We start from the raw sequence: 23,301 nt of genomic DNA on the forward strand, positions 1-23,301 counted from the left end.
CGCGATCGCGCCACCTCGACGCCTGCCAACAGCACTCTAGTGACCGTTTGTGTGGACTATTGACTGCTGAGAGTGTGGACCCTTGCCCGTTTGCCGTCAAGGGTTCGCGCCCCCGACCTGGTGAACCATCGCTGACCGGCTAGCGGATAACGCTTTGAGCTGCGGAGAAGAACAGAGTTTTGAGGCCGTCGGCGGTGCGTTCCGGACGTCATATGAGCCCTAGAATGCAGTCAGGGTTCCACAGAAACAGTCAATCAGAGAGGGTCGGACGTGCTAGCAGCCGAGCGTCACCGCAGGATCGTCGCCGAGATCTCTCGGCTCAAATTCATCACGACGGACGACCTGACCAGCCTGCTCAGCGTCTCCCACGAGACGATCCGCAGAGACCTCGCCCTCCTCGAGCGCCGCGGCGAACTGGCACGCGTCCACGGAGGGGCCACCTCCGTCCGGGCACCCGTTGGGGAGGAGGCATCCTTCAATGAGCGCAGGGGCGCTCTCCTCGCCGAGAAGCAGGCCATCGGCCAAGCCGCAGCGGCCCTGATCGAACCCAACCAGACGGTCGTCATCGATGTCGGCACCACGGCCCTGGAGGTGGCCCGCGCTCTGCCCGCCGACCACGTCGGCGTCATCGCCACCCCCTCCCTGCTCGTGGCCGCCGAAGTCAGCTCCCGCCCGCACGTCGAGGTCCTGGTCAGCGGCGGGCGGCTGCGCGCTGGCGACCTGGCCTGCTCCAACGCCCAGACCGTCGAGTTCTTCGACAACCTGCGCGCGGACGCGGTCTTCCTGGGCTCCGGAGGTATCGCCTCCTACGGACTGACCGACTTCCACCTCGACGAAGTCGCAACGAAGCGCACCATGCTCGCCAACGCGTCCCACCGCTACGTACTCGCCGATTCCAGCAAGTTCGGACGCACAGCCGCCCACCGCGTCTGCGAACTCGACGGCTTCGACACCCTCATCACCGACAGCCCTTGCCCGGACGACCTGAGCGACGCCCTCGGCGCGGCGGGCGACAACATCGTCGTGGCCTGAAGATCGTCGTGCCCTGAAGGCGGGACGGCCAACCGCTTCCTTCGCCGGCGGATCCCCCTCACCTCGGGCATGACAGGGGCCCCACCCTCCCGAGGAGCAGCGTGAGCATCCAGCCGTTCCACCGCGGTCTTACAGACGATCCGTCGACGCCCCCGCATGGGCCTTCTCTTGACTCCCTCCGGCACCACATCCACAATCGCACACAGAAACAGTCAACTTTCCATATGTTCGGGCAATCGGAGCGGCGGCATGTCATGGCAATATCAACGCCGCAACCGGCCTTTCATGGCCGGACGAACCACTGCAGCCGCCCCGTGTGTGAGTGTGGCCGACTCGTCGGCCCGGGCCTCCGCTTCACCTTGGCTTTCACTCGCACTGGAAACCCGTACAGGTGAAGCCCGCCGCCGCAGCACTCGGCCGAGCGGGCCGACCGCAGCTGTCGACTGTGCAGCCGTGTTTGCTCGCAGCATCCTGTCGAGCGAACCGGCATCCCCGCCTGCTCCGCACACGGCTGGGCCAGATGGCTCCGGCTCTCCACCGAAATCGAGGGAACACATGTCCCGGTGCGGGAGCACCTCCTCAGGTTCTTCCCGCGAGCCTGTGCTCGGGTACCCCCGGGCCGTCCGCTTCGGAAACCAGGTCTTCGTCCCGGTATGACGGCCCGGACCGCTGCCGCAGACCTTCTCGTCGAAATGAAAGCCGACACCGTCCCGCAGTGAACCCGGCCAAGAACATCACCTCGATCTTCGACCTTGACGGCGTCCTGACCAGCGAGGACACGATGTCGTCACTGGTCAGAGCCCGTCTGGCAGCTCATCCTCTCCGGTTCGCCGCTGCGATCCCACCGTTCTTGCTCGCCTCGGCAGCACCGCCCGACGGCGCGCTGAAGCCCGCGATGAACCGGGCGATCGTAGCCTCGGCGCTGCGCGGAATGACCCGCGGCCAGTACGAGGAACTGGCAACCGTGACGGGCCGGACCTTGGCAGCCCGGACAGCGGTCAGGCAGGCCGTGACAAGGTGCCAGTACGCCCGCACGCTCGGTCCGACAGTCGTGGCGACAGCCTCGGAAGAAAACCTCGCGCGTGCGTTTCTGGACGGCGTCGGGTTGCACGGCATCCCCCTGGCCGCTTCCCGGCTCGACTTCACCCCACGAGGGCCTCGACTCGTCGCGCACAACGTGGGTGAAGCAAAGGTCGATGCCGTCCGAGCGCTGGGGTTCGCCCCGGAGGACGCGGTCCTGTACACCGACTCGGCCAGCGATACCCCGCTCGCCCGTTTCGCCCGCCAGACCGTCGCCGTCAACGCCGCCCGTCGCTCGATCGCGAAGCTCACCAACGCTTCCGCGGCCATCCGTCACGAGCGCTGGCGCTGAGGCGGCACGACCTGTCCCAACTGTCCTTTTCCATAACCACCGTTGCCGCATCCAGTAGTGAAATGACCGTGAAACCGCTGCCTTGCCTACCAAGGGAACCGACAGTGCGCTGCCGGACGCGGCCGCTACTGCTGTCCTCTGAGCAAGGACGCGGTGACCGACACCCTGTCCGCCTGCTACGACGTCGCGGTAACTTCTTGTCATCGTCGGGCGTCAGAAGGAACAGGGACCGGCGCCGCAGACAGTCGCCCAGCCGCGGCGGCGACGCCGGTCGTCGTCGACGGCCTGCTCGACGCTGCTGGCCCGCTCTGGCCAGAGCAGGGCGTTGCTCTCGACCGGCTCTTCCGCAGCCGTCTTCGGGCGGTCGGTGCGGGATTGCGCGGCCTGGCGGGAGGGGGCGGTCCGCTCCCGCTTGGTCAGCTGCGTCGGCCACCTCTCGACCGAGATCACCGAGCCGAGCAAGTCCAGTCGGACGGGTAGGAGTTCAGCGTCCGAGCGCGGAGCCAGGTTCCGCGTTCCGCAGTCGTCGTGCTCGGTCGTGTCTGACTGCGCCGTCACGCCTCCGTTGACGCCGACCGGGAACACCAAACATCACATGCGCGCGTGGTGCTCGATGTCTTCCCTGAACTTGGTGAGAGCCTGGGCGGTGAGTGTGGGACGGGTGTCCGCGATGGCAGCGAGGTAGTCCTCGGTGCTGGCCGGCGCGCCTTTGCGGTCGGTGACTTCGCGTTCGAATGCAGCGTGGGAGCCTTGGCGGGCGGCGAACTCGATGTCGGCAGGTGTGAACATCTCACTGGCCAGCACCAGTCGATGCACCTTGATGTCGTCGGCGGCTGGGCCGAGGTAGCGCTGCCAGATTGCCGCCCGGGCCTTCGGATCGGGCGGCCCGACCGGAATGACATAGTCGAACCGGCCAGGGCGCAAAAACGCCGGATCGAGGGAACGGACGGAGTTGGTCGCGCAGATCAGCAGGCGGTCGTCCTGGTCGCGGAAACCGGGGATCAGCTTGAGCAGTTCGTTGGTGACTCCGTGGCCGGGATCCACGGCCTGACCGGACCGGACGCCGGCGATCTCCTCGACCTCGTCGATGAACAGCAGAACGGATTCAAGTACCGCCAGATCGGCGAACGTGTCCCGCAGAGAGGCGGCCAGGCCGCCAGCGGCACCCTCCGTGAGCCGGGAGGGAAAGAGTTCCACGAACGGCCAGGCCAGCCGGGAAGCGACGGCCTTGGCGAAACTGGTCTTTCCGGTACCCGGCGGGCCGAAAAGGATGACGGCTTTCGGTGGCGTCACCCCGTACCGGTCGGCCAGCACGGGCTCGGCCAGCGGCAGCACGATCCGCCGCTCAATGGCTTCTTTCTCTCGTTCCATGCCCGCGAGGGCACCCCAGAGCCCCTGCGGCAGCACCCTCCCGCCGAGCTCGGCGAGCAGGCCCGCATCGCTCGCGCCGAGATGCTCGACCTTCTCGTAGAAGATCAACCCGTCGCGAGTGCGGTAACCAGAGTTTTCCAGCGCTGTGGTTCCGGTGGTCCCTGGGGCGAGCAGCGCACCGATCCGGCGTACCCCCTGTATGCGTAGACGCCTCTCGACTTCCGCGATCAGGGCGCTTCCGATTCCGCGGTTACGCCACATCCTTGCGAGCGCCATCAGCGTGATCCAGGCCCGCTCACCCTGGGCCTGCGCCACTGCCAAGCCCACCAGGTCCTCGCCGACCACCGCAACTACTGCGGTCCCGCCGGTCCGGGCAGCGGCCATGGCCTCAGAGACGGGGAACACGGGAAGCATGTCGTCGGCCTGCCGGTCCTGATCCCATATCTGGATCACACGGTCCAGATCGTCGTCATGGAAGTCCCGCAATCGCCACGTCGGCATCATCGCCACCTTGTCGGCAGGGGCGCCACCGCCTTGCCGACGCCCTGGCCGTCGGCCGTCCAGCGGCCGCTCCGCTCCTACTCATTCTCCGCGCCGACCAGATGCCCGTCGACGCGGGGGCGTTTACTTCCTGGCGGTAGTCGTCACCAAGGCTGCAGACCACAGTTACCTCCAGGGTAACCGGGTGGTTTACAGACGTCCGCGGTGGGCGGTGACCAGGGGCCACCACCGTTGCCGGTTGGCCAGCTGCCCATCCAGCCAGTGCGCTGGTGAAGGGGAGGCCGGTGATGAAGTGAGCGATGTCGGTGGAGTACGCGTAGTCGCCGTTTTGGGTGCTGGTCCGCATGCGTCACGACCCGCGCACCGGCCCCTGGCCGGTGGGCACGGTCCGTGCCAGGCTGGCCCGGCGGGCGGTGGCGGTGGTGCGGCCGCAGGTGTGGGTGGTGGACGACACCGGCTTCGGCTTGGGAATCACGCGTTCCCGCACCGGCAATGGTCGGAACGAGCCGTCCTTGAGGGCGGCCCGCAGGTCGTTCAGGAATCCGGGGACACCGATGGACTCCTCGACGTCGGTGGCGGTCAGGCCGTCGACGCCGGGAGTCCGGGCTCCCCGGTTGCCCGCGACCCGGTCGAACGCCACCAGCAGCGTCGCCGGATCGTGCACGAAGTTGAACAGGTCATCGAACCGGCGGCCGGGATCGGCCACCGCCCAACGGCGAAGCTTGGCCTGCATCTCCAGTACCCGGGCCCGAGGGCCCGGGGCTCCGCCATTCGGCGGGGCATCTTCCGGCATTGCAGCGTCCTTCCCTTCTCGATACCGCTGCCGCCCTTCCCCATGCGGCCGGCTCTCCCGGCCTCGGAGTACTACGGCGGCTCCGCCCCGTCCCGGACCGATCGACGGTCAATGCACCCAGCCCCGGCATCCCGCTGGAGACAGGTAGCGGAGCGAGGTTCGGGACGGTTCCCGTGTTCACTGTGGCTCGCTCGACGGAGTAGGAGCCCGACTGTGTCCCTGCGGCATCGCCACGAGCACGCCGCAGGCATTCCTCGTGGCCTCCCAAGGCGGCTTCCGTACACACCTCGAAAGTTCTCCAGTTCACTCGGAAGAGTGACCTGGATACGCACCGCTTCCGGCCCAGATCCACCAGGTTGGAGCCGGAGGCTCGTTAAGAGACGTAAGACGCCGGTTCCTCGCGTACTCCTCTCCATCACACTTGCCGGACCCGCCCCATCCGGCAGTACTGGACACGTCCCGGCTTCGTCAGGGCCGCTCTCACCCTCCCCGGCATCACCCCGGTCAGGCTGCCCTCAGCTACAACCCACCTGCTGTGACAGGGGGTTGGTGCAGGCCTTCCACCTCCACTCGAGCCAACAGCGCCTCACGGCGCAAACAGAAGTTGAGCCAACCCGAGTTTCGACAGCAGCCGGCCTCCATCTGAGCGAACCGTGGGCGTCGTCTGCATGGTCGCAGAGCCGAATCTGGGGGAGCGTGGCTCCGGGGTTGCAGTTGTCGCTGCGGCAGCTTCTACCGTCCTGAACAGGGCCGGAGAGACCGGCCCGGTGACGCGTTCGTAAGGGAGGCGGCGATGGACTGGCCGATTGCGGAGGTCGCCCGGATGTCGGGCGTGACCGCCCGGACCCTGCGGCACTACGACGAGATCGGCCTGCTGCCGCCTGCCCGGATCGGGGCCAACGGCCACCGCTACTACGAGGAGCGCCAGCTGCTGCTGCTTCAGCAGATTCTCGTACTGCGAGCGCTGGGCGTAGGACTGCCGGAGATCGGCCGGATCTTGGCCGAGCAGATCGACGAGGTGGAAGCCCTGCGCGGCCACCACCGGCGGCTGCTCGCCGAGCGGGACCGGCTCGAGGCCCTGGCCGGCACCGTCTCCCGCACGATTGCCGAACTGGAGCAGTCCAGGAAGGACGGCACACCCATGACCGCCATCAACCGACCGGAGAACCTGTTCGAGGGCGTCCAGCCCTCTCAGTACGGGGAGAGCCTGCGTGACTTTCCCGAGCATGCCGAGGAGGTCGGCCGCAGGGTCGCCGCGATGACCCCGGAGGGCGTCGCGGCCGGGCAGCGCGAGCGCACGACACAGATGATCCTGCTGGCCGAGCTGATGGCCGCCGGACACCCGGCCGACGCCGAGCCCGTGCAGGCCCAGATCGGCGCCCAGCACCAGGCCTTGACCTCGCTGCGGGCCGTGTCCGCCGAGGAGTTCCGCGCGATGGGGCGCGCCTGCGTGGACAACGAGCAGTGGCGCGCCGCGTACGAGGCGATCGCGCCGGGCCTGGCCGCGTACCAGCGGGACGCCATCGGGGCGTACGCCACGGCCAGGCTTAGCTGACCGCAACGGGGCCGCCCCGGGGACGACCCAGCGGCGGCCCTCCACGGTTCGCCCACGCAGGAACCCGAAGCATCGCGGAAGTCTCTCCCACCTCCCACCAGCGGCATCCCCGCAACCACTGCCCATTCTCGGGTTCTGGCCCAACTTCCGTTTGCGCCGTGAGGCGCTGTTGGTTCGAGTGAAGGTGGAAGGCCTGCACCAACCCGCTGTCGCAGCAGGTGGGTTGTAGCTGAGGGCAGCCTGACCGGGGTGATGCCGGGGAGGGTGAGAGCGGCCCTGACGAAGCCGGGACGTGTCCAGTACTGCCGGATGGGGCGGGTCCGGCAAGTGTGATGGAGAGGAGTACGCGAGGAACCGGCGTTTTACGTCTCTTAACGAGCCTCCGGCTCCAACCTGGTGGATCTGGGCCGGAAGCGGTGCGTACTCGGGTCATCCTTTCGGGTGGTCTGACAACTCCTGGGCCGGTTTACGAAAGCTGGCCGGGAGGCCACGAGGAAAGCCTGCGGCGTACTCGTGGCGATGCCGCAGGGACACAGTCGGGCTCCTACTCCGTCGAGCGAACCACAGTGAACACGGGAACCGTCCCGAACCTCGCTCCGCTACCTGTCTCCAGCAGGCTGCCGGGGCTGGGTGCATTGACCGTCGACCGGTCCGGGACGGGGCGGAGCCGCCGTAGTACTCCGAGGCCGGGAGAGCCGGCCGCATGGGGAAGGGCGGCAGCGGTATCGAGAAGGGAAGGACGCTGCAATGCCGGAAGATGCCCCGCCGAATGGCGGAGCCCCGGGCCCTCGGGCCCGGGTACTGGAGATGCAGGCCAAGCTTCACCGTTGGGCGGTGGCCGATCCCGGCCGCCGGTTCAATGACCTGTTCAACTTCGTGCACGATCCGGCGACGCTGCTGGTGGCGTTCGACCGGGTCGCGGGCAACCGGGGAGCCCGGACTCCCGGCGTCGACGGCCTGACCGCCACCGACGTCGAGGAGTCCATCGGTGTCCCCGGATTCCTGAACGACCTGCGGGCCGCCCTCAAGGACGGCTCGTTCTGTCCTCTGCCGGTGCGGGAACGCAGCATTCCCAAGCCGGGAGGCTCGGGAAAGGTCCGTAAACTCGGGATTCCGACGATTGCGGACCGGGTCGTTCAGGCGGCGCTGAAGCTGGTGCTGGAACCGATCTTCGAGGCCGACTTCAAGCCGGTCTCCTATGGGTTCCGGCCCCGACGGCGGGCCCAGGACGCGATCGCCGAGATTCACTATTTCGGCACCCGGGGATATCGCTGGGTGCTGGATGCGGACATCGAGGCGTGCTTCGACTCGATCGACCACACGGCCCTGATGGACCGAGTGCGTCATCGGGTGAAGGACAAGCGTGTCCTGTCGCTGGTCAAAGCCTTCCTCAAGGCCGGAGTTCTCACGGAACTCGGCGAGAGCAAGGAAACGCTGACCGGCACCCCGCAGGGTGGCATCCTCTCCCCATTGCTGGCGAACATTGCCCTGTCTGTGCTCGACGAGCACCTGCAGGGGCCTTGGGAGCCGGACGGGACGATGTCAACCGAAGGCAAGCGCCTCTACCGGCGCCGCAAAGGTCGGCCGACGTGGCGGGTCGTCCTGGTGCACGGCACCGAGGCCGACACCGCGGCACTGCGCGAAGAAGTCGCCGACGTGCTCGAACCTCTCGGCCTGCGACTGTCACAGGCCAAGACCCAGGTCGTGCACATGAGCGATGGGTTCGACTTCCTGGGCTTCCGCATCCAGTGGAAACGCAAAGGAGGCACGAACAAATGGCACGTCTACGCCTTCATCGCCGACCGGCCCATCCGGTCCTTGAAGGCGAAGATTCGTGCCCTGACAGGCAGGACATCGCAGCAGGATCTCGCCACCGTGCTGATCAGACTCACTCAGATCATGCGCGGTTGGGCCAACTACTTCAAGCACGCAGTCGCCAAGCATGTCTTCGACAGGCTCGACGCCTTCGTGTGGTGGCGTCTGATCCGCATGCTGCGGGAACGTCACCGCTGGAGTTGGGGCGACGTCCGCCGCCGGTTCACCACCCCCACGGGCGGTGGCTTCCGATCGCGGCGGACGGGGTCGAGCTGTTCCGCATCGCATCGGTCACGGTCAGCCGTTACCGATACCGGGCCAGCACGATCCCCAGCCCATGGCAGCCTGCGAACCCCGTCTGACGGCAGAGACCGTGGAGAGCCCGTTGCGCTGAGAGGCGCACGGCGGGTTCGGCGAGAGGTCCGGAGAAACGGACCGGGAGCAATCCCGGCACCGCGCTCCGGGCCTACTCAGCGATGTCGTAACTTTCCGTCGTGCGTGCGCCTGCAAGTCGAACTGGAGAATGGCTGATGACCGATGGACTAGTTCTCCATGGAGTGCTGACCCGTCTTGTCTCGACGACCGAGGATGATCTGGATCTGCTGGCACACTGGTTCGCTTCCCGGGGCTTCGTGGAGTATTGGGGCGGCGTACCGATATCGCGTGACGAGGTGGCCGAGAAGTACGTGGGGCGGCGCCGGCCGCGTGTGGAGTCCTTCCTTGTACTGGCACAGAGCACTCCGGTGGGCTACGCGCAGTACTGGCACGCCGGCGTGGCCGAAGGTGGCATCGACATGGTGTTGGGACCGGAGGCGCAAGGCCGGGGCTCGGGCCCGGATGCTGCTCGCGCGCTCCTTGCACACTTGGGCGGGACTCTTGGATGGCGGCGCGTGACAGTCGATCCCGTGAGAGGGAACGTGCGGGCAGTGCGCGCCTGGGAGAAGGCCGGCTTCCGGCAGGTATCGAGCGAAGCCGAGAACCTCCTGATGGAGTTCAGCTTTTCCGAGGGTCGTCAGGGCTGACCGCTCTCCTTCGTCATTCACCGTGCGCTCTACACGGAAGTTGAGTCAGAACCCACTGTCGTGTACGAAGCCACTTTGGGAAGCCCCAGCAACATCAATCTCTCCGGGATCGCCTGGCGGACCTTGTCGCGGCCTGTGGTCGCTGCGTCTCTGCCAGCCGGCAAGCTGGCGAGGATGCGGGCCGCCCGCTGGTGCCGGTCCATCAGCTGGATGGCACGCTCGGCTCCGGCGCGGGCGACACCAGGCTGAGCTCGGGGGGCAACGCCGCGGCGCAGCCGCTCTATCAGCACAGGCAGCGGCGACCAGCCCGGCGTCAGCTGCACCGCGCACTCACCCACCGCGACGTTTTCGCCTCACCGTCCAACCGCGCGGTGAACGACGAGCAGCGGTGCGTGCCCGCCGGGCGGGCACGCACCGCTGCCCTTCAGGCCGGCCGGGTCAATCGGCCGCCGTGAAGTAGGCGGCGGGATCAAGCGAGTTGAGCGCGATCCAGCGCTGCGCCGTCGCTTCGGCGGGCTCCTGGCCGCCGCCCGCCGAAGCGCGGAAGAAGCCCTGCACGTCAAGAGCGATGCGGGGATCGTCGTCGATGCGCCGCGCCATGTCGTAGTAGACGGACAGCTCATGGACGCACCGCAGGGTGGCGGTCGGGCAGGAGCAGTCGACGCTGTCGAGGGCCGGCGCGGGCGGATGGCCCGCGTCGGCGATGGCGCGGTACAGGTCGTCGGTGAGCAGGGGCTGGATGCCGCTCAGCTGACGGGAGATCTCGGCCCTCGCCCCCGGGGACATCGGCGCGACCTCGATCGTGACCACCGAGGTGCCGCGACCTCGGTGCACGACGGCACGCACGGTCCGGTCGTCGAACGTGATCTGGACCTTCCCGTCGCGTGCCGTGCGGCGTGCGCTCGGCAGCTGGGGATCAGGACGGGTCTGGCGCAACGACTCGGCGAACCGGACCCAGTCCTTGCCCCACTTCGTGTAACCGTAGTCGTGGTCGGCCATGGTCAGTTGACTCGCTTCCGGCGCAGGACCTCGATGAGACGGTCGTCGTCCAGTCGGGTCAGCTCGGCGATGTTGGACGTGCCGGCGATGTCCGACAGCGCGGACTTGCGGTTGTGCATGGCCGCGATGTGCTCCTCGACAGTGGTACCGGTGGTCAGGGTGGTGACGGTGACCGTGCGGGTCTGACCGATCCGGTGGACCCGGTCGGACGCCTGGGCCTCCACGGCCGGGTTCCACCACCGGTCGAAGTGGATGACGTCGGCCGCGCGCGTGAGCGTGAGCCCGGTGCCCCCTGCTTTCAGACTGAGGACGAGCACCTTCGGACCGTCGTCGGACTGGAACCGGCGGACGATGTCGGCCCGCCGCTCCTGGTTCAGGCCACCGTGGAAGAACGGCGTACTCACCCCGAACTGTTCGGCGAAGTGCCGGACCAGCAGCTCACCGGTCTGCCGGTACTGGGTGAAGACGAGGGTCGGAGAGTCGTTCTCCAAGTTGTTGGCCACGATGTCGGCGCACAGGTCGAGCTTGCCCGACCTGCCCGACAGCTCACCGAGGTCGTCCGTGATCAGGCCCGGATGGTTGCAGACCTGCTTGAGCGACGTCAGGACCGCGAGCACCTTGGTCTGCCGCTGGGTGCCGCTGCCAAAGCCGTCGTCGATGACCTGGTCCAGCAGTCGGTCGTACAGCTGCTCCTGCTCCTCGCTGAGGTCGCAGATGAGATCGGCGTGGATCTTGGGTGGGAGTGACCCTGCGACCTGGGACTTCTTCCGCATCAGCACGACCGGCTCGATGGCCCCGCGCAGCCGGGCGGAAGCGGCCGGGGAGCCGTCCGCGATCGGCCGCACGAAGCGACGGCGGAACTGCGTCCGGTTCGCGAACAGGTGCGGTGCGACCAGATTGAGCAGGGCCCACAGCTCGTCGAGGTGATTCTCGACGGGTGTTCCGGTCAGGGCGATCCGCGCGTCGGCCGCGATGGTGCGCGCGGCCTTCGACACCTGCGTACGGGGGTTCTTCAGGACCTGCGCCTCGTCGAAGACCGCGGTGCTCCACTGGATCCCCGCCAGGGCCGGGCTGTGCATGCGCAGCGTGGGGTAGCCGGTGAGCACCACCGTGCCGCTGTCCACCTCAGGCAGCGGCCCGCCGCGCCAGATCGTGGTCCGCAGTCCGGGTGCGAACCGCGCGATCTCGTGCGCCCAGTTCCCCACCAACGACGTGGGGCAGACCACCAGTTGCGGCGCCTTCTCGGCGCGCCCGGCGACACAGCCGATGGTCTGCAGGGTCTTGCCGAGTCCCATCTCGTCGGCCAGTACCGCGCCGCCGTGCGTGTCGATGGTCTCGCGCAGCCAGCTCACCCCGCGCACCTGGTAAGGCCGCAGCTTGGCGGTGAGTGCCGTGCGCATCTCGGCCCCCACCGAGGTGGTGCGGCGGAAGACGCCGCTCGCGTGTTCCGCCGTCGTGACGGCGACACCTGTGGCGTCGGGGACCGCGTGCGCGGCGATCGGCAGAGCCGACTCGCCGCCCGCGATCCACGACCGCCAGACCTTCACCGACCGGCCGGGCGAGTCGAGGGGCACGGCCACGAGCCGGTCCGGCTCGATCAGCACGCAGTCGACGTCGGACACCTTGAGCCTGCCGAGGTCCGGCGTCGGCACGACCAGGGGAACGGTCTCGACGTCGCCGACCGGCGGGGCCGCCCCCACGGCGCCGTCGGCCCAGGTCCACAGCGCGAATACGTGCCGGTCGGGCAGGTAAGTGGCCTGACTGTCCGACCGCGCCTCGGGGAGTTTCTGCCTGGTTCCCATGGTGTCAGCGGCTGCCCACGTCGTCGCCCTCGCGGACGGGCCGGGCATCGGCCCCGGACCGGGGGGCCGCCTCGTCCGTGGTCGGGCCGTCTTCCTGCGCGGGCTCCGGCTCGCCCCCCGCGGGCTTGCGGACCGCGCGCAGGGCCAGCAGTAGTACAGCCGCGCCGAAGAGCGCGATGAGCATGATCCAGATTGCACCGACGTGCATGGCGTGGACGAACGCGTCGTCGGCGGCGTGCCCGAGCGCGGGCAGGTGGGACGTGGTGGCGACGTGCCGGGCCTGTTCGGCGGAGACCCGCGCCTGGTCCCGCACCGGTCCGGGGACACCGTGCAGCGAGGGTTCGATCGCGCGTCGGTACACGATCGACATGATCGTGCCGCCGACGGCGATCCCGATCACGCTGCCGGTCTGGCGCACGGTGTTGGTGACGGCCGATCCGGCGCCGGCGCGTTCCAACGGCAGGCTGCTGATCAGCGCCGCGGTCACCGGGCCGATCACCATGCCGATGGACAGGCCCTGGACCAACAGCAGGACCTCGATCCAGACGAGGGGAGTGCTCAGCCCGAAGAACCCGTACGCGCCCATGGTCAGCGCCGCGACGGTGAGGGCCGGCACGGCGACGAGCCGCAGCGACCAGCGATGCACCAGGCGCGCGCCCACGGGTGCCCCCAGGATCGCGCCGAGTGCGGTCGGGAGGCTGGCCAGGCCCGCCTCGATCGGCGAGTAGCCGCGGGCGCCCTGCAGGTAGAACGCGTTGTAGAAGGTGACGGCGGAAGTGGCGAACAGAAGCAGTCCGAGGGCTACGTTGCCGCCACCGAACGCGCGCTGGGCGAGAAGCCGGGGGTCGAAGCTCGGCATCTTGCTGCGCAGTTCGACGCGGACGAACACGGCCAGCAGGATCAGTCCGACGACGATCGGCGCCCAGACGTCCGTACGGCCCCAGGCCGCTACCTGCCCCGTGCGGATCAGTCCGTAGGCGAGCGTCGCGAGGCCGCTGATCGACAGCAGCATTCCGGCCGGGTCCAGCGGTCGCACGACGGGGCTGCGGAAGTTCGGGACCAGCAGGGCGATGCCGATCAGCGCGAGGACCACGACCGGGACGTTGACCAGGAAGACCGAGCCCCACCAGAAGTGGTCGAGCAGCACGCCGGCGAGCACCGGGCCCACGGCCATGCCGACGCCGGCGGAGGTCGAGGAGATGGCGACCGCGGTCGACCGCGCCGGGCCGGTGAATGTCCACATGAGGATGGCCAGGTTGCCGGGCATGATCAGCGCGCTGCCGACGCCCATCGCGGCCCGGGCGGCGATCAGCTGCCCCGCGTCGCCCGCGAACGCCGCCCACACCGAGGACGCGGCGAAGACCACCAGGCCTGTTGCGAGCACGGTCCGGTGACCGAAGCGGTCGCCCAGCGCGCCCGCGGTGAACATCAAGGTGGCGAAGGCCAGCGTGTACGAGCCGGTGGCCCACTGCAGCTCGGCCGGGCTGGCGTTCAGCCCACGGACCGGGTCCGCGAGGGTCTCCAGGGTGGTACTCAGGACGGTGTTGTCCAGCCAGATCAGCAGTGAACACACCATGAGAACGGCAAGAATCAACTGCTGCCTGGACTTCGGCAACGTGGATGTAGTCATGAATACCTTCGGATGCGGTCTGGAAAACCTTGACGAGCGGACCGTAAGCAACCATCAGGCGGGTGTCAATTCCCTGGCGACCGATAACAGTCGGCAATTTTCCGGCGTAGCCGAGGGCATGCCGCCCAGTGTTCTGTCAATTCTTGAAGATGTGACCAGGCCGGCGATTTAGTACGCTCCCGGGGGCATGCCGCCAAGTGCTCTGTCAATTTCTGAACCTGATGTTTGACCTCGCGGGAATTCCGTGCCCCACCTCGCGTTCTGCCTCTGTCCCGCCCCGTGCTCCGTTCCGGGCACGGAGCACGGGACACGGGAGCGGGCGGCCCTTTCGGCCTGCCGATTCAGCAGGCCGAACGTCCTTCCCCGCATATCTTCCGAATGGGAGGATCAGAATTCACCCGGGTCAGCGGAACGGGAGTCGGCGGGGTTTCCATGGAGAGACAGGGGATAACGCTACAGGGCCAATGGTGGAGCGAAAGCGAAAGTTATGTCTCGGACATTCTCTCGGTGTGCTCATTGGATGCGGACCGTCCGGTTCTTCGCTGGCGCGGTCAGGCGGTCCGAGGTCTTCGCCCTGGACGACGACGTCGCCCGCAGCCGTGGGGGCGTGCCGCCGGCCTGGACGTGGTTCTGGACCAGGCGGTAGCAGCGCCGCACCCGGTGTCCCAGGCAGGGCACCGCCCCGGGTCGATCGCGTCCAGCTCGTCCCGCCGCGCCTCGGTCATCGCCCCGGCCGCCGCCGATGGGACGGGGCGGCCGGCCGCACGCAGCTCCTCGTTCTCCCGCCTCGACCACCACCCGGCCCTCGCCCGGCAGGCCGGCTTCACCATCGACCGTGTACGTGACAGGACCGGTGACTTCACACCTGCCCACCACCCGGTCCCCCAGATCTTCGCGGCCGTCGCCGGCGGATCGAGGAACTCCTGGGCACCGACAGCGCCACGCGACTGACCTCGGCCCACCCACTGGTCCTCGGCCAGTGCCGGGTCGGAACGGGCTTCGTCATGGTCCGCGCCGGCAAACCCGCCCCGTGATCGCCGCGCTCACCGACCACCCGACCTGGCGGTGGACATGTCATGGCCAGCCGGGCGCCGTACGACAATTCAACTGCGCCTTGCTGTCCGGCTCGTCCACACTGTTCACGCACATCGAACAGTCCGGGCGCACTGGGCATCACCCGTTTCAGGAGTTCTCCGCTTGCAGGCAACGTCACCATCACCCCCGCCCGTGTCCCCGAGTTGCTGCTCGGCCTCGCCACCGTGCGCCCCGTCTTCCTGTGGGGTGCTCCCGGCATCGGCAAGTCGTCCCTGGTGCGGAACTTCGCCGCGTCCCTCGGCCTCGAACGCGTCAGCCTGCTCGGTACGCAGCTCGCACCCGAGGACCTGATCGGCGTGCCTCAGATCCGCGACGGCAGGTCCGTGTTCTGCCCGCCCGAGGCCATCGCCCGCGACGAGCCGTACTGCTCTTCCTCGACGAGCTGAACGCGGCCACCCCTGACGTACAGAAGGCGTTCTACTCGCTCATCCTCGACCGGCGGATCGGGAACTACGAACTCCCCGCCGGATCCATCGTCATCGGCGCCGGCAACCGTGCCAGACAACGCGCTGGCCCGCCCCATCGCCTCCGCGCTCGTCAACCGTCTCACCCCGTCCATCTGCGCGCCTCCGCGACCGACTGGCTCGTGCGGGCGGGCGAGAACGGCATCCACCCGTGGGTGGTCGACTACCTCGCCGACCGGCCCGACCACCTCTGGTCGCAGCCGCCCAAGACGGAGGAGCCGTTCTCCACACCCCGCTCCTGGCACATGCTCTCCGACGCGCTGCACTCATTCGGGCCGACCCTGGACGAGGAGACGCTCAAGGTCGTCGCGCACGGCACCCTCACTCCCGTGCACGCCGTCTCGTTCTGCGGCTACGCCAAGATCGTGCGGCACTCGTACGGCATCGACGCCATAGTCAAGGGGGACGCGTCCTGGCCCCACCGCATCGAGGACCGTGACCTGCTCTACTACCTGGCCGACGCGTTCCGGGGCCGACTCGTCAAGCGGTGAACGGCACCCCCGGCAGCCCTGGCACCGGGCTCTCAGCTGGTTCATCTCCTCGTACCCGCTGCTCGGTGGCATCGCGGCCGGGATGAAGCTCGTCGCCGACGCCGAACTCGCCCGGGCCCACGGCATCGCCGCCGTCGACGCCACGCTGGGCGAGATCTACCTGAACCCGCTGCGACGGTACGACGACGAGGAATGGCGGTTCGTCCTCGCGCACGAGATGCTGCACGCCGCCCTGCGCCACGGCGACCGGCGTGGGGCCCGCGACCCGTACCTCTTCAACGTGGCCGCCGACTACATCATCAACGGCTGGCTCGTCGAGATGCGCGTCGGCACCATGCCCGAAGGGTTGCTGTACGACCCGGCGTTGAAGGGCCTGTCGGCAGAAGAAGGTGTACGACCGGATCGTCACCGACACCCGTCGCATGCGGCGCCTGGCCACGCTGCGCGGCAAGGGCGCCAACGACATCCTCGGCGAACCGCTCGTCGGCCGCCCCCGCGACTGGGTCGACCTCGACGACTTCTACCGGCGCGGACTGGTCCAGGGCCTCGACCTGCACGTTGGCGGCGAACGCGGACTGCTGCCCGCCGGCCTCGTCCAGGAGATCCGGGCGCTTGCCCACCCGCCGGTGCCCTGGGACGCCCGGCTGGCCCGCTGGTTCGACGAGTTCGTGCCCCGGCCGGAGCCCGTGCGCAGCTATGCGAGGCCCGCCCGACGGCAGGCGTCCACCCCCGGCATTCCACGTGCCGGGCGGTAACTTTCCCCCCGAGCAGGTCGCCCGCTGCACCTTCGGCGTCGTCCTGGACACCTCCGGCTCGATGAGCACACGCCTGCTCGGCAAGGCGCTCGGCGCCATCGCCTCGTACGCCGAGGCCCGTGACGTCCCGGCCGCGCGGGTGGTCTTCTGCGACGCCGCCGCGTACGACGCGGGCTACCTGCCGCCGACGGAGATCGCCGGCCGGGTCCGTGTGCACGGTCGTGGCGGCACCGTCCTCCAGCCCGGCATCGATCTCCTCCAGCGCGCGGACGACTTCCCGTCGGCGGCATCGTGGGCGGCATGGCCGCGGGCGCGGACAGCATCCCCGACGACGCCTGGCAACACATCAGTTACCCCACCGCGGTGCCCGACCCCGAGACCGGCGACCTCATCTCCGATGCCGAAGTCGCCGAGATACCCGCATACACCACTTTCGCGAGCCGGAAGAAAGCGGAGCGGGTCACCGCCCGGCTGGTCGTGCGCCGGGTCGGCCAAACCCGCCACCGTGGGTGAACAGGGCGAGCTGTTTCCCGTCTGGCGCTACCACCTCTTCACCGACCAGCCCGCCGCAGCGCTGCGGGCCGAGCGGGAACATGTGGCCGATCCCTTGGAATCGGCCGGTCAGGCGTGCAGGGTTCCGTCGAGGATGGTGACCGCATACCCGGTGAGATGGACGCGGTCACCGCGCACGGCAGTCCTGACAAGCCCAGTGCGCGAGGATAGCTGCAGGCCGGTGAGCCGGCTGCGGCCGATTCGCGCCGACCAGTAAGGGGCCAGGGCGGTGTGGGCGCTGCCTGTGACCGGATCCTCGAGGATGCCCTCGGCGGGTGAGAAAAAGCGGGAGACGAAATCGTATTCCAGGCCGGACCCGGACGCCGGGGCCGTGATGATGACGCCGCGCAGGCCTTCACGGCGGGTGAGGTCGGCTATCGCCTCGAGGTCGGGGGTCACGGCCCGGACGGTGGCCTCGTCGGGCAGGACGGTCAACAGGTCACCGAGCGCACCGGTACGGAAGGCGGCCTCTGGCTTCACCCCCAGAGCCTCCGACAGGCCTGTCGGCACCGGGACTTCGGTGCCGGGCGCGGCCGGGAAGTCCAGGGTGATGCTGCCGTCCTCGTGTGCATGCGCGGTGAGGATGCCGCTGAACCGGCTGCGGAACCGCAGCGCGCCGACACCCCCTCGCTCCCGCCGCAGCGCGTGCGCCGTGGCCAATGTGGCATGGCCGCACAGATTGGTCTCGACGAGTGGGGCGAACCAGCGAATCTCCCAGTCGGCGCTCTCGTCGTCGGGGAGCGGCCGCACGAAGGCGGTCTCCGAGTGATTCATCTCGGCGGCAACCTGCTGCATCCAGGCAACTGCAGGCCACTCTCCGGCATCAAGCAGGCACACGCCTGCAGGGTTGCCTGCGAAAGGCCGGTCGGTGAAGGCGTCTACGACGTGGATACGCATACCGCGACCATATCGGCGCCAATCGTAGCCAGACCAAGTCCAATCCGAGGGAAGTGGACTGATTCGTAGTTCCGAGTCTCCACTCGCTCGCGCACCGCTCCCCCGAACGCCGGGGGCGGGTCGATCTGTTGGGACAGGCTGGTCGCCGCGCCTTCCCGTGCTCACCGGCGCCTTGGAAGCGGCCATCCAGTGCCGTATCACAGGCGTTTGCCCTGTCGCCGACGGCGCGTCGGCGGTGCGGGAGGAACGCGCGCGGATGTGGTGTGCCGCGGGGGTGTTCAGTCGTCGGCGGTCGGCGGCGGTGATTAGATCGGTGGAGGTCAGGGGGTGGTCGTGGGCTCGGTGGCAGATTCGATGGTGAGGCTGTCGAGTGAGGCCTCCGTCGGGGTCGAGGCGGTCCAGGCCACCGGGGAGGGGCGGGAGAGCTGGATCGAGAACAGCACGAGGTCGCACATGCCCACGTCGCGGCTACGCCGCCGGCCTGGTGCGCGGCGTGGATGAGGGGCTGGACGGTGCTCGCGGTACCGGTGCGACTGCGTACCGGCTCTTCGCGGACACCCGAACCCCGCCGTCACCGGGGCCCTGTGGCGTCTGGGTGCATTTCCCCGCAGGCCGTACGTCCCGTACACCGCCGCCGGGCAGCCGGATCGCTGGCCGACACAGCGCTCGGCAGCACATCAACCTGGAGGACACCCTGCGTCCCGTCGCCGAGCAGGCCGAGTGAAGCGCGGACATGGCATGGTCACAGGGCCATGGTGACGGCGATCACCTGAACCGTGACCAAGCTCTAGCCGCAATCGCACGCATCACGGCGGCCGTTGACATTCGGGCCCCGACAGCGAACGCGGCTACGCCGCCGGCGCGGCCGAGACCGTGCGCGGTGTGCTGGCGGCCGGGGCGGTCGGCCTGGTGATGGCGAGCACGGAAGCACCGGCATCCTCCACGACACGCGCGGACGCGGCATCCCATGCATTGGACAGGATCAACGGCCTGCCCGGTATGTGGAACGAGCGGAGCGACCCGGCTTTGTCAAAAGACGTTGCCATGTGCGGTACCCATCGCGAGCGCCCGACGTGCGGTGCGTCCCTGCTGTCATGCGCCCACGCTCGCGCCTTCGGGGGCGGCCCTCACACGGTTGCGGAGCGTGCCGATGTGCTCGACCTCGACCTCGACGACGTCGCCGGGGCGCAGATGGCGACCGGAGAATACGCCGGCGCCGCGAGGTGTTCCGGTGAGGATCACGTCTCCGGGTTCGAGGGTCTGATAGCGGGAGAGGTAGGAGATCAGCTCGGCCACGCCGTGGATGAAGCTGCTGGTGCGGTCGTTCTGGCGTACGTCACCGTTGACCCGGGTGCGCAGCCGCAGGTCGAGCGGCTCGCTGAACTCGTCCGGGGTGACCAGGCAGGGACCGAGCGGTTTGAATGTGTCGAAGCTCTTGGCCACGCCGATGGACGCGGTCGGGTCGCCCGACATCGCGCGCTGCTGGATGTCGCGCGCGGAGACGTCGTTGGCGATGGTCAGGCCGGCGATGTGGCTCGCAGCCTCGGCGGCGGAGACCGCACTCGCGGGCCGACCGATCACCACGGCCACCTCGCCCTCGTAGTCGACCTGGTCGGCCGCGACGGCCGGCAGGTGGATGTCGTCGCCCGGTGCGGTGACCGCGGATCCGGCGACCAGCTGGAAATTCGGCTCAGTGGGCAGGGTGATGTCGGGCCGCCCCATCGCGGCGAACATCTCCAGAGCCTCCTCCGCGTGGCTGCGGTAGTTGAGGCCGACGATCAGGATCTTTCCGGGCCGGGGTACGGGGGCGTGCACCCGAACCTCGTCGAGGGCGACCCGGCGGACGACCGCCGCCTCGCGTGCGGCTTCGATACCCGGTCCGTGCAGGAGGGCGCCCAGGTCGGCGAAGGGGAGGTCGAGCACGGAGAGCTCGCCGGGGCTCTCTTCCCTGGCGATGCCCAGGGCTGTGCTGTAAAGGCGCATCACGGACTCCTGCGTGTTGGGGACACATTCTCTTGCTCCAAAGTCAAGAGCTTTCTTGTTTTGGAGTCAAGAGTTCATCGGTTGCAGAATTGCTGTTCTCGGATGCAGCGGCTGGGGGTGGGAACGCGCCGCCTAGGCTGGGTTGCTATGCCAAGGAACCGTCAACAGATCCCGAAAGCCGAGCGCGAGGCCACCCTGGTCGACAGCGCCTGGGAGCTCTTCGCCGTCAAGGGATACAAGGGGACCAGCCTGACCGAGGTCGGCAAGGCGGCCGGCGTCGCGGCCAACGCTGTGCGCTGGTACTTCCCGACCAAGGACGACCTGTTCGCCGCCGCGTTGGACCGCCTCTTCCTGCGTGAGCGGGAGCACGTGGAGACGGATCCGGCGATCGGAGGGGATCCGCAGCGGCAGCTGGTGGCGTTCCTTGCCGATCTGGAGGCGTACCGCGGGCTGCACCGGGAGGCGTATGACCGCATGGACGAGTCGCCCGCCCTCGCCGATGTCTACGCCCGCATGCGGGAGTGGCTGGAGGGGCGCCTTCTCGCGGCTGTCGCGAACCGGCTGCACGAGGGGGCCGATGTCGCACCCGTGGCGGACATGGCGCATGTGCTCTTCGAGGGGCTGCTGCTCAGTGCCCGGGGGCTGGACCGGCCGACCGAGGAGTTCATCGACCTCCTCATGGAGGCGCTGGTGGCCGTTGCGGCGGCACGCTGAGGCCGATCTCTTGACTGTCACACAAGAGGCTGCCTAAGTTTCTCTTGTATGACAGCCAAGAGGGCTGTCGTGCCCTCGATAAGGAGGTCGCCGTTCATGGCTTCTCCAGGCAAACTTGCCCACATCGTCCTGCGCACCGGCCGTCTGTCGCCCATGACCGACTGGTACGTACGCGTTCTCGAAGGTCGCGTCACCTTCGCCAACGAGGCCCTCGCCTTCCTGACCTACGACGACGAGCACCACCGTGTCGCGCTGGTCGCCACCGGAGCATCGGAGCGTCCGACGGATGCGCACACCGGTCTGCACCACGCGGCCTTCACCTACACCACGCTCGGAGATCTGCTCGGCACATACCAGCGGCTGAAGAAGGACGGCATCCTGCCCTTCTGGTGCATCAACCACGGTCCGACCACCTCGATGTACTTCGAGGACCCCGACGGCAATCACATCGAGCTCCAGATCGACAACTTCGCCACCGACGAAGCCCTCGACGAGTGGTTCCGGTCCGGAGCCTTCGAAGCCAATCCGATCGGGGTTGCGTTCGATCCCGACGACCTGGTGCGCCGCTTCGACGCGGGTGAGTCCTTCGCCGAACTGGTCAGGCGCGCATGACCGACATCGACGCCCCGGTCGTCATCATCGGGGCCGGCCCCGTGGGGCTTGCCACCGCGCTCGTCCTGGGCCGGCACGGCGTCCGCAGCGTGGTCTGCGAACAGTACGACGGGATCAATCCGCACCCCCGGGCCCATATCGTCAACACCAGGTCCATGGAACTGTTCCGCACCTGGGGCATCGCCGACGCCGTCCGCGCGGACGCGGTCGACCCGGCCTGGGCCAACACCATCCTGTGGAAGCAGACCCTCGCCGGGGAACCACTGGGCCGGATCGGCCTCGTCGAAGGCCCGGAGGACCAGCTCCTGCGCCGGATCCAGGCCTCTGCCGAGCAGCTCATCTCGTGCGCCCAGGACCGTGTACAGCAACACCTCCTCGACGCGGTCCTCGCCCAGGGCATGGCCACCGTCCGCTACGGCACCACCGTCGTGGAGGTGACGGACCTCGGCGATTGCGTCGACGTCACCGTGGAAGGCGTGGGCGGGCGACAGATCCTGCGCAGCTGTTACGCCGTGGCGGCGGACGGGGCGACCGGCGGCCTGCGCGACACACTCGGCATCCCGATGGACGGTTCCACGGTTCTCGGCCACCAGCTGAACATCTACTTCCACGCCGATCTGTCCCCGTGGATGAGAGAGGATCCCGCTCTGCTGATCTGGCTGATCAACAGTGCCTCCCCGGGACTCCTCATCGGGATGGACGGTGCTCACCGGTGGACCTTCCAGCGGAGCTTCGACCCGGCTGTCGAATCACCGCAGGACTACCCGCCCGAACGGTGCGCCCAGATCATCCGGGACGCCGTCGGAACCACCGAACTCGACGTGGACATCCGCTCCGTGGGTCCGTGGACCATGACGGCCCGGACCGCCGAGACGTACTGCAGCGGCCGTGTGTTCCTCGTGGGGGACGCGGCGCACCAGTTTCCACCGACAGGCGGCCTGGGGATGAACAGCGGCCTCGCCGACGCGGACAACCTCGGCTGGAAACTGGCCGCCGTGCTGCGGGACGGTGCTTCCGGCGCGCTGCTCGACAGTTACGAGCGCGAACGCCGTCCCGTCGCCGTCGACAACGCCCGCCACAGCATGCTCAACGCCATCAAGATGGCCGAGGTCGGGATAGGGCCCGAAACGACCAGGATCGCCGCCCGCCTCGAAAGCCCCGACCCGGCAGTCGTCGCGGCGGAACGCCGACGGATCGCGGAGGCCATTCCTCCACAGCGCCCGCACTTCGACGCGCTCAACCAAGAGATCGGATACGTCTACGGAGCAGCCCGGCACGACGACGGCGCCCCGTTCTCGGCCACCGACTACACACCGATCGCCGCCCCCGGAGCACGACTTCCGCACGCCTGGATCGAACGTGACGGGGATCGGGTGTCCACGCACGACCTCCTCATACCCGGCTTCACCCTCATCACGGGGCCCGAGGGAGCCGACTGGGCCGATGCCTTCGCGGAGGCCGGGGAGGACGTGACGAAGCGGACTGTCGTGATCGGCCGGGACGTCACCAGCCCGGACGGCTACTGCCCCGAGTTGCTCGGGATCGGTGAGGACGGAGCCCTTCTCGTCCGGCCGGACGGTCACATCGCGTGGCACAGCGCCGAGGGATCAACCCCTGCCTCCGCGCTCGCCGCCCTGCTCAACGCCACTGAGCAGTCCGCCTAGCCCGGCGCGGGGGGCGTGTGGAGCGCCGGCCGCGTGCCCGGCGCTCTTCCGGCCCTCGCTCCCGGCCTCCTGTCCCGTTCGGCGGCACGCCCGTCCATCGCGGCCCTCGCTCGGCGTCCCCTTCACCGCGGCGTTCCGGCGACCCCGCCCGAAAGGCCGAGTCCGGCGGCCTCGGTCTGCTA

The 23,301-nt window shown here is 68.6% G+C and carries 16 protein-coding genes and 6 pseudogenes; 12 read left to right on the plus strand and 10 right to left on the minus strand.

Features of this window, described 5'->3' with window-relative positions:
- Positions 1-270 precede the first annotated feature (270 nt).
- On the plus strand, positions 271-1,032 hold the full coding sequence (locus OHA19_RS42105) for a DeoR/GlpR family DNA-binding transcription regulator (protein ID WP_331754449.1): 762 nt from the start codon (positions 271-273) through the stop codon (positions 1,030-1,032).
- Positions 1,033-1,747: 715 nt separating this feature from the next.
- Positions 1,748-2,404 carry an HAD family hydrolase gene (locus OHA19_RS42110; RefSeq protein WP_331749719.1) on the plus strand — a complete coding sequence of 219 codons (657 nt, stop codon included), beginning with the start codon at positions 1,748-1,750 and terminating at the stop codon, positions 2,402-2,404.
- A 213-nt stretch (positions 2,405-2,617) separates the two neighbouring features.
- Here the strand turns inward: OHA19_RS42110 and OHA19_RS42115 are convergent, their stop codons facing one another.
- From OHA19_RS42115 to OHA19_RS42125, 3 genes and pseudogenes are all read right to left on the minus strand, one after another.
- Complete coding sequence (locus OHA19_RS42115) at positions 2,618-2,962, minus strand: hypothetical protein (RefSeq protein WP_331754451.1); 345 nt, start codon at positions 2,960-2,962, stop codon at positions 2,618-2,620.
- 33 nt (positions 2,963-2,995) lie between these two features.
- A complete protein-coding gene (locus tag OHA19_RS42120) occupies positions 2,996-4,276 on the minus strand; it encodes a GNAT family N-acetyltransferase (RefSeq protein WP_331750726.1) in 1,281 nt (426 codons plus the stop codon).
- Between the two features lie 460 nt (positions 4,277-4,736).
- Positions 4,737-5,069, minus strand: a pseudogene (locus OHA19_RS42125) (group II intron reverse transcriptase/maturase); the annotation flags it as partial.
- A 793-nt stretch (positions 5,070-5,862) separates the two neighbouring features.
- Here OHA19_RS42125 and OHA19_RS42130 point away from each other — a divergent pair.
- The 3 genes and pseudogenes from OHA19_RS42130 to OHA19_RS42140 all read left to right on the plus strand — a co-directional run bounded on the left by OHA19_RS42130 (position 5,863) and on the right by OHA19_RS42140 (position 9,461).
- Complete coding sequence (locus OHA19_RS42130; RefSeq protein WP_331749714.1) at positions 5,863-6,624, plus strand: MerR family transcriptional regulator; 762 nt, start codon at positions 5,863-5,865, stop codon at positions 6,622-6,624.
- A 747-nt stretch (positions 6,625-7,371) separates the two neighbouring features.
- Positions 7,372-8,801, plus strand: a pseudogene (ltrA, locus tag OHA19_RS42135) (group II intron reverse transcriptase/maturase).
- Between the two features lie 168 nt (positions 8,802-8,969).
- Positions 8,970-9,461, plus strand: coding sequence for a GNAT family N-acetyltransferase (locus tag OHA19_RS42140; RefSeq protein ID WP_331749710.1), 492 nt, complete (start codon positions 8,970-8,972; stop codon positions 9,459-9,461).
- Positions 9,462-9,899: 438 nt separating this feature from the next.
- Here the strand turns inward: OHA19_RS42140 and OHA19_RS42145 are convergent, their stop codons facing one another.
- The 3 genes from OHA19_RS42145 to OHA19_RS42155 are packed head-to-tail and all read right to left on the minus strand — an operon-like array spanning position 9,900 to position 13,892.
- Positions 9,900-10,460 (minus strand): hypothetical protein, encoded by a 561-nt coding sequence (locus OHA19_RS42145; RefSeq protein ID WP_331749708.1) that lies wholly within the window; start codon positions 10,458-10,460, stop codon positions 9,900-9,902.
- Between the two features lie 2 nt (positions 10,461-10,462).
- Positions 10,463-12,262: a DEAD/DEAH box helicase gene (locus OHA19_RS42150; RefSeq protein ID WP_331754454.1), complete on the minus strand. Its 1,800-nt coding sequence runs from the start codon at positions 12,260-12,262 to the stop codon at positions 10,463-10,465.
- Positions 12,263-12,266: 4 nt separating this feature from the next.
- A complete protein-coding gene (locus tag OHA19_RS42155; RefSeq protein ID WP_331754456.1) occupies positions 12,267-13,892 on the minus strand; it encodes an MFS transporter in 1,626 nt (541 codons plus the stop codon).
- Positions 13,893-14,552: 660 nt separating this feature from the next.
- Between OHA19_RS42155 and OHA19_RS42160 the strand changes: the two genes are divergently transcribed.
- From OHA19_RS42160 to OHA19_RS42175, 4 genes and pseudogenes are all read left to right on the plus strand, one after another.
- Positions 14,553-14,843: a hypothetical protein gene (locus OHA19_RS42160; protein WP_405753482.1), complete on the plus strand. Its 291-nt coding sequence runs from the start codon at positions 14,553-14,555 to the stop codon at positions 14,841-14,843.
- Between the two features lie 263 nt (positions 14,844-15,106).
- A pseudogene (locus tag OHA19_RS42165) lies at positions 15,107-15,936 on the plus strand (ATP-binding protein); the annotation flags it as partial.
- A pseudogene (locus OHA19_RS42170) lies at positions 15,926-16,986 on the plus strand (DUF2201 family putative metallopeptidase); the annotation flags it as partial. The pseudogenes OHA19_RS42165 and OHA19_RS42170, both read left to right, overlap by 11 nt.
- Positions 16,987-17,012: 26 nt before the next feature.
- A pseudogene (locus tag OHA19_RS42175) lies at positions 17,013-17,268 on the plus strand (IS1380 family transposase); the annotation flags it as partial.
- A gap of 50 nt (positions 17,269-17,318) precedes the next feature.
- On the opposite strand, the gene OHA19_RS42180 reads toward OHA19_RS42175, so the two are convergent.
- The 4 genes and pseudogenes from OHA19_RS42180 to OHA19_RS42195 all read right to left on the minus strand — a co-directional run bounded on the left by OHA19_RS42180 (position 17,319) and on the right by OHA19_RS42195 (position 20,129).
- A complete protein-coding gene (locus OHA19_RS42180) occupies positions 17,319-18,146 on the minus strand; it encodes a PhzF family phenazine biosynthesis protein (protein WP_331749697.1) in 828 nt (275 codons plus the stop codon).
- A 320-nt stretch (positions 18,147-18,466) separates the two neighbouring features.
- Positions 18,467-18,601 (minus strand): hypothetical protein, encoded by a 135-nt coding sequence (locus OHA19_RS42185; protein ID WP_331749695.1) that lies wholly within the window; start codon positions 18,599-18,601, stop codon positions 18,467-18,469.
- Positions 18,602-19,054: 453 nt separating this feature from the next.
- Positions 19,055-19,192: pseudogene (locus tag OHA19_RS42190) on the minus strand (isocitrate lyase/phosphoenolpyruvate mutase family protein); the annotation flags it as partial.
- A gap of 46 nt (positions 19,193-19,238) precedes the next feature.
- Positions 19,239-20,129: a fumarylacetoacetate hydrolase family protein gene (locus OHA19_RS42195; protein ID WP_331749691.1), complete on the minus strand. Its 891-nt coding sequence runs from the start codon at positions 20,127-20,129 to the stop codon at positions 19,239-19,241.
- Between the two features lie 147 nt (positions 20,130-20,276).
- On the opposite strand from OHA19_RS42195, the gene OHA19_RS42200 reads away from it, so the two are divergent.
- The 3 genes from OHA19_RS42200 to OHA19_RS42210 all read left to right on the plus strand — a co-directional run bounded on the left by OHA19_RS42200 (position 20,277) and on the right by OHA19_RS42210 (position 23,119).
- Complete coding sequence (locus OHA19_RS42200; protein ID WP_331754461.1) at positions 20,277-20,843, plus strand: TetR/AcrR family transcriptional regulator; 567 nt, start codon at positions 20,277-20,279, stop codon at positions 20,841-20,843.
- 96 nt (positions 20,844-20,939) lie between these two features.
- Complete coding sequence (locus OHA19_RS42205) at positions 20,940-21,455, plus strand: VOC family protein (protein WP_331749686.1); 516 nt, start codon at positions 20,940-20,942, stop codon at positions 21,453-21,455.
- Entirely contained in the window at positions 21,452-23,119 is a 1,668-nt protein-coding gene (locus tag OHA19_RS42210) for an FAD-dependent monooxygenase (RefSeq protein WP_331749684.1), read from the plus strand. The genes OHA19_RS42205 and OHA19_RS42210 overlap by 4 nt, the downstream gene beginning before the upstream one ends.
- The last annotated feature ends 182 nt before the right edge of the window (positions 23,120-23,301 follow it).

It is taken from the genome of Streptomyces sp. NBC_00012, from assembly GCF_045040875.1.
In the GTDB taxonomy this organism is placed as follows: domain Bacteria; phylum Actinomycetota; class Actinomycetes; order Streptomycetales; family Streptomycetaceae; genus Streptomyces.

Bases quoted from the DNA above. Each gene is read 5' to 3' on its own strand.
- OHA19_RS42195 (WP_331749691.1), bottom strand. From the start codon at position 20,129: ATGCGCCTTTACAGCACAGCCCTGGGCATCGCCAGGGAAGAGAGCCCC.
- OHA19_RS42210 (WP_331749684.1), top strand. From the start codon at position 21,452: ATGACCGACATCGACGCCCCGGTCGTCATCATCGGGGCCGGCCCCGTG.
- OHA19_RS42145 (WP_331749708.1), bottom strand. From the start codon at position 10,460: ATGGCCGACCACGACTACGGTTACACGAAGTGGGGCAAGGACTGGGTC.
- OHA19_RS42130 (WP_331749714.1), top strand. From the start codon at position 5,863: ATGGACTGGCCGATTGCGGAGGTCGCCCGGATGTCGGGCGTGACCGCC.
- OHA19_RS42200 (WP_331754461.1), top strand. From the start codon at position 20,277: ATGCCAAGGAACCGTCAACAGATCCCGAAAGCCGAGCGCGAGGCCACC.
- OHA19_RS42140 (WP_331749710.1), top strand. From the start codon at position 8,970: ATGACCGATGGACTAGTTCTCCATGGAGTGCTGACCCGTCTTGTCTCG.
- OHA19_RS42180 (WP_331749697.1), bottom strand. From the start codon at position 18,146: ATGCGTATCCACGTCGTAGACGCCTTCACCGACCGGCCTTTCGCAGGC.
- OHA19_RS42185 (WP_331749695.1), bottom strand. From the start codon at position 18,601: ATGTGCGACCTCGTGCTGTTCTCGATCCAGCTCTCCCGCCCCTCCCCG.
- OHA19_RS42155 (WP_331754456.1), bottom strand. From the start codon at position 13,892: ATGACTACATCCACGTTGCCGAAGTCCAGGCAGCAGTTGATTCTTGCC.
- OHA19_RS42150 (WP_331754454.1), bottom strand. From the start codon at position 12,262: ATGGGAACCAGGCAGAAACTCCCCGAGGCGCGGTCGGACAGTCAGGCC.
- OHA19_RS42120 (WP_331750726.1), bottom strand. From the start codon at position 4,276: ATGCCGACGTGGCGATTGCGGGACTTCCATGACGACGATCTGGACCGT.
- OHA19_RS42205 (WP_331749686.1), top strand. From the start codon at position 20,940: ATGGCTTCTCCAGGCAAACTTGCCCACATCGTCCTGCGCACCGGCCGT.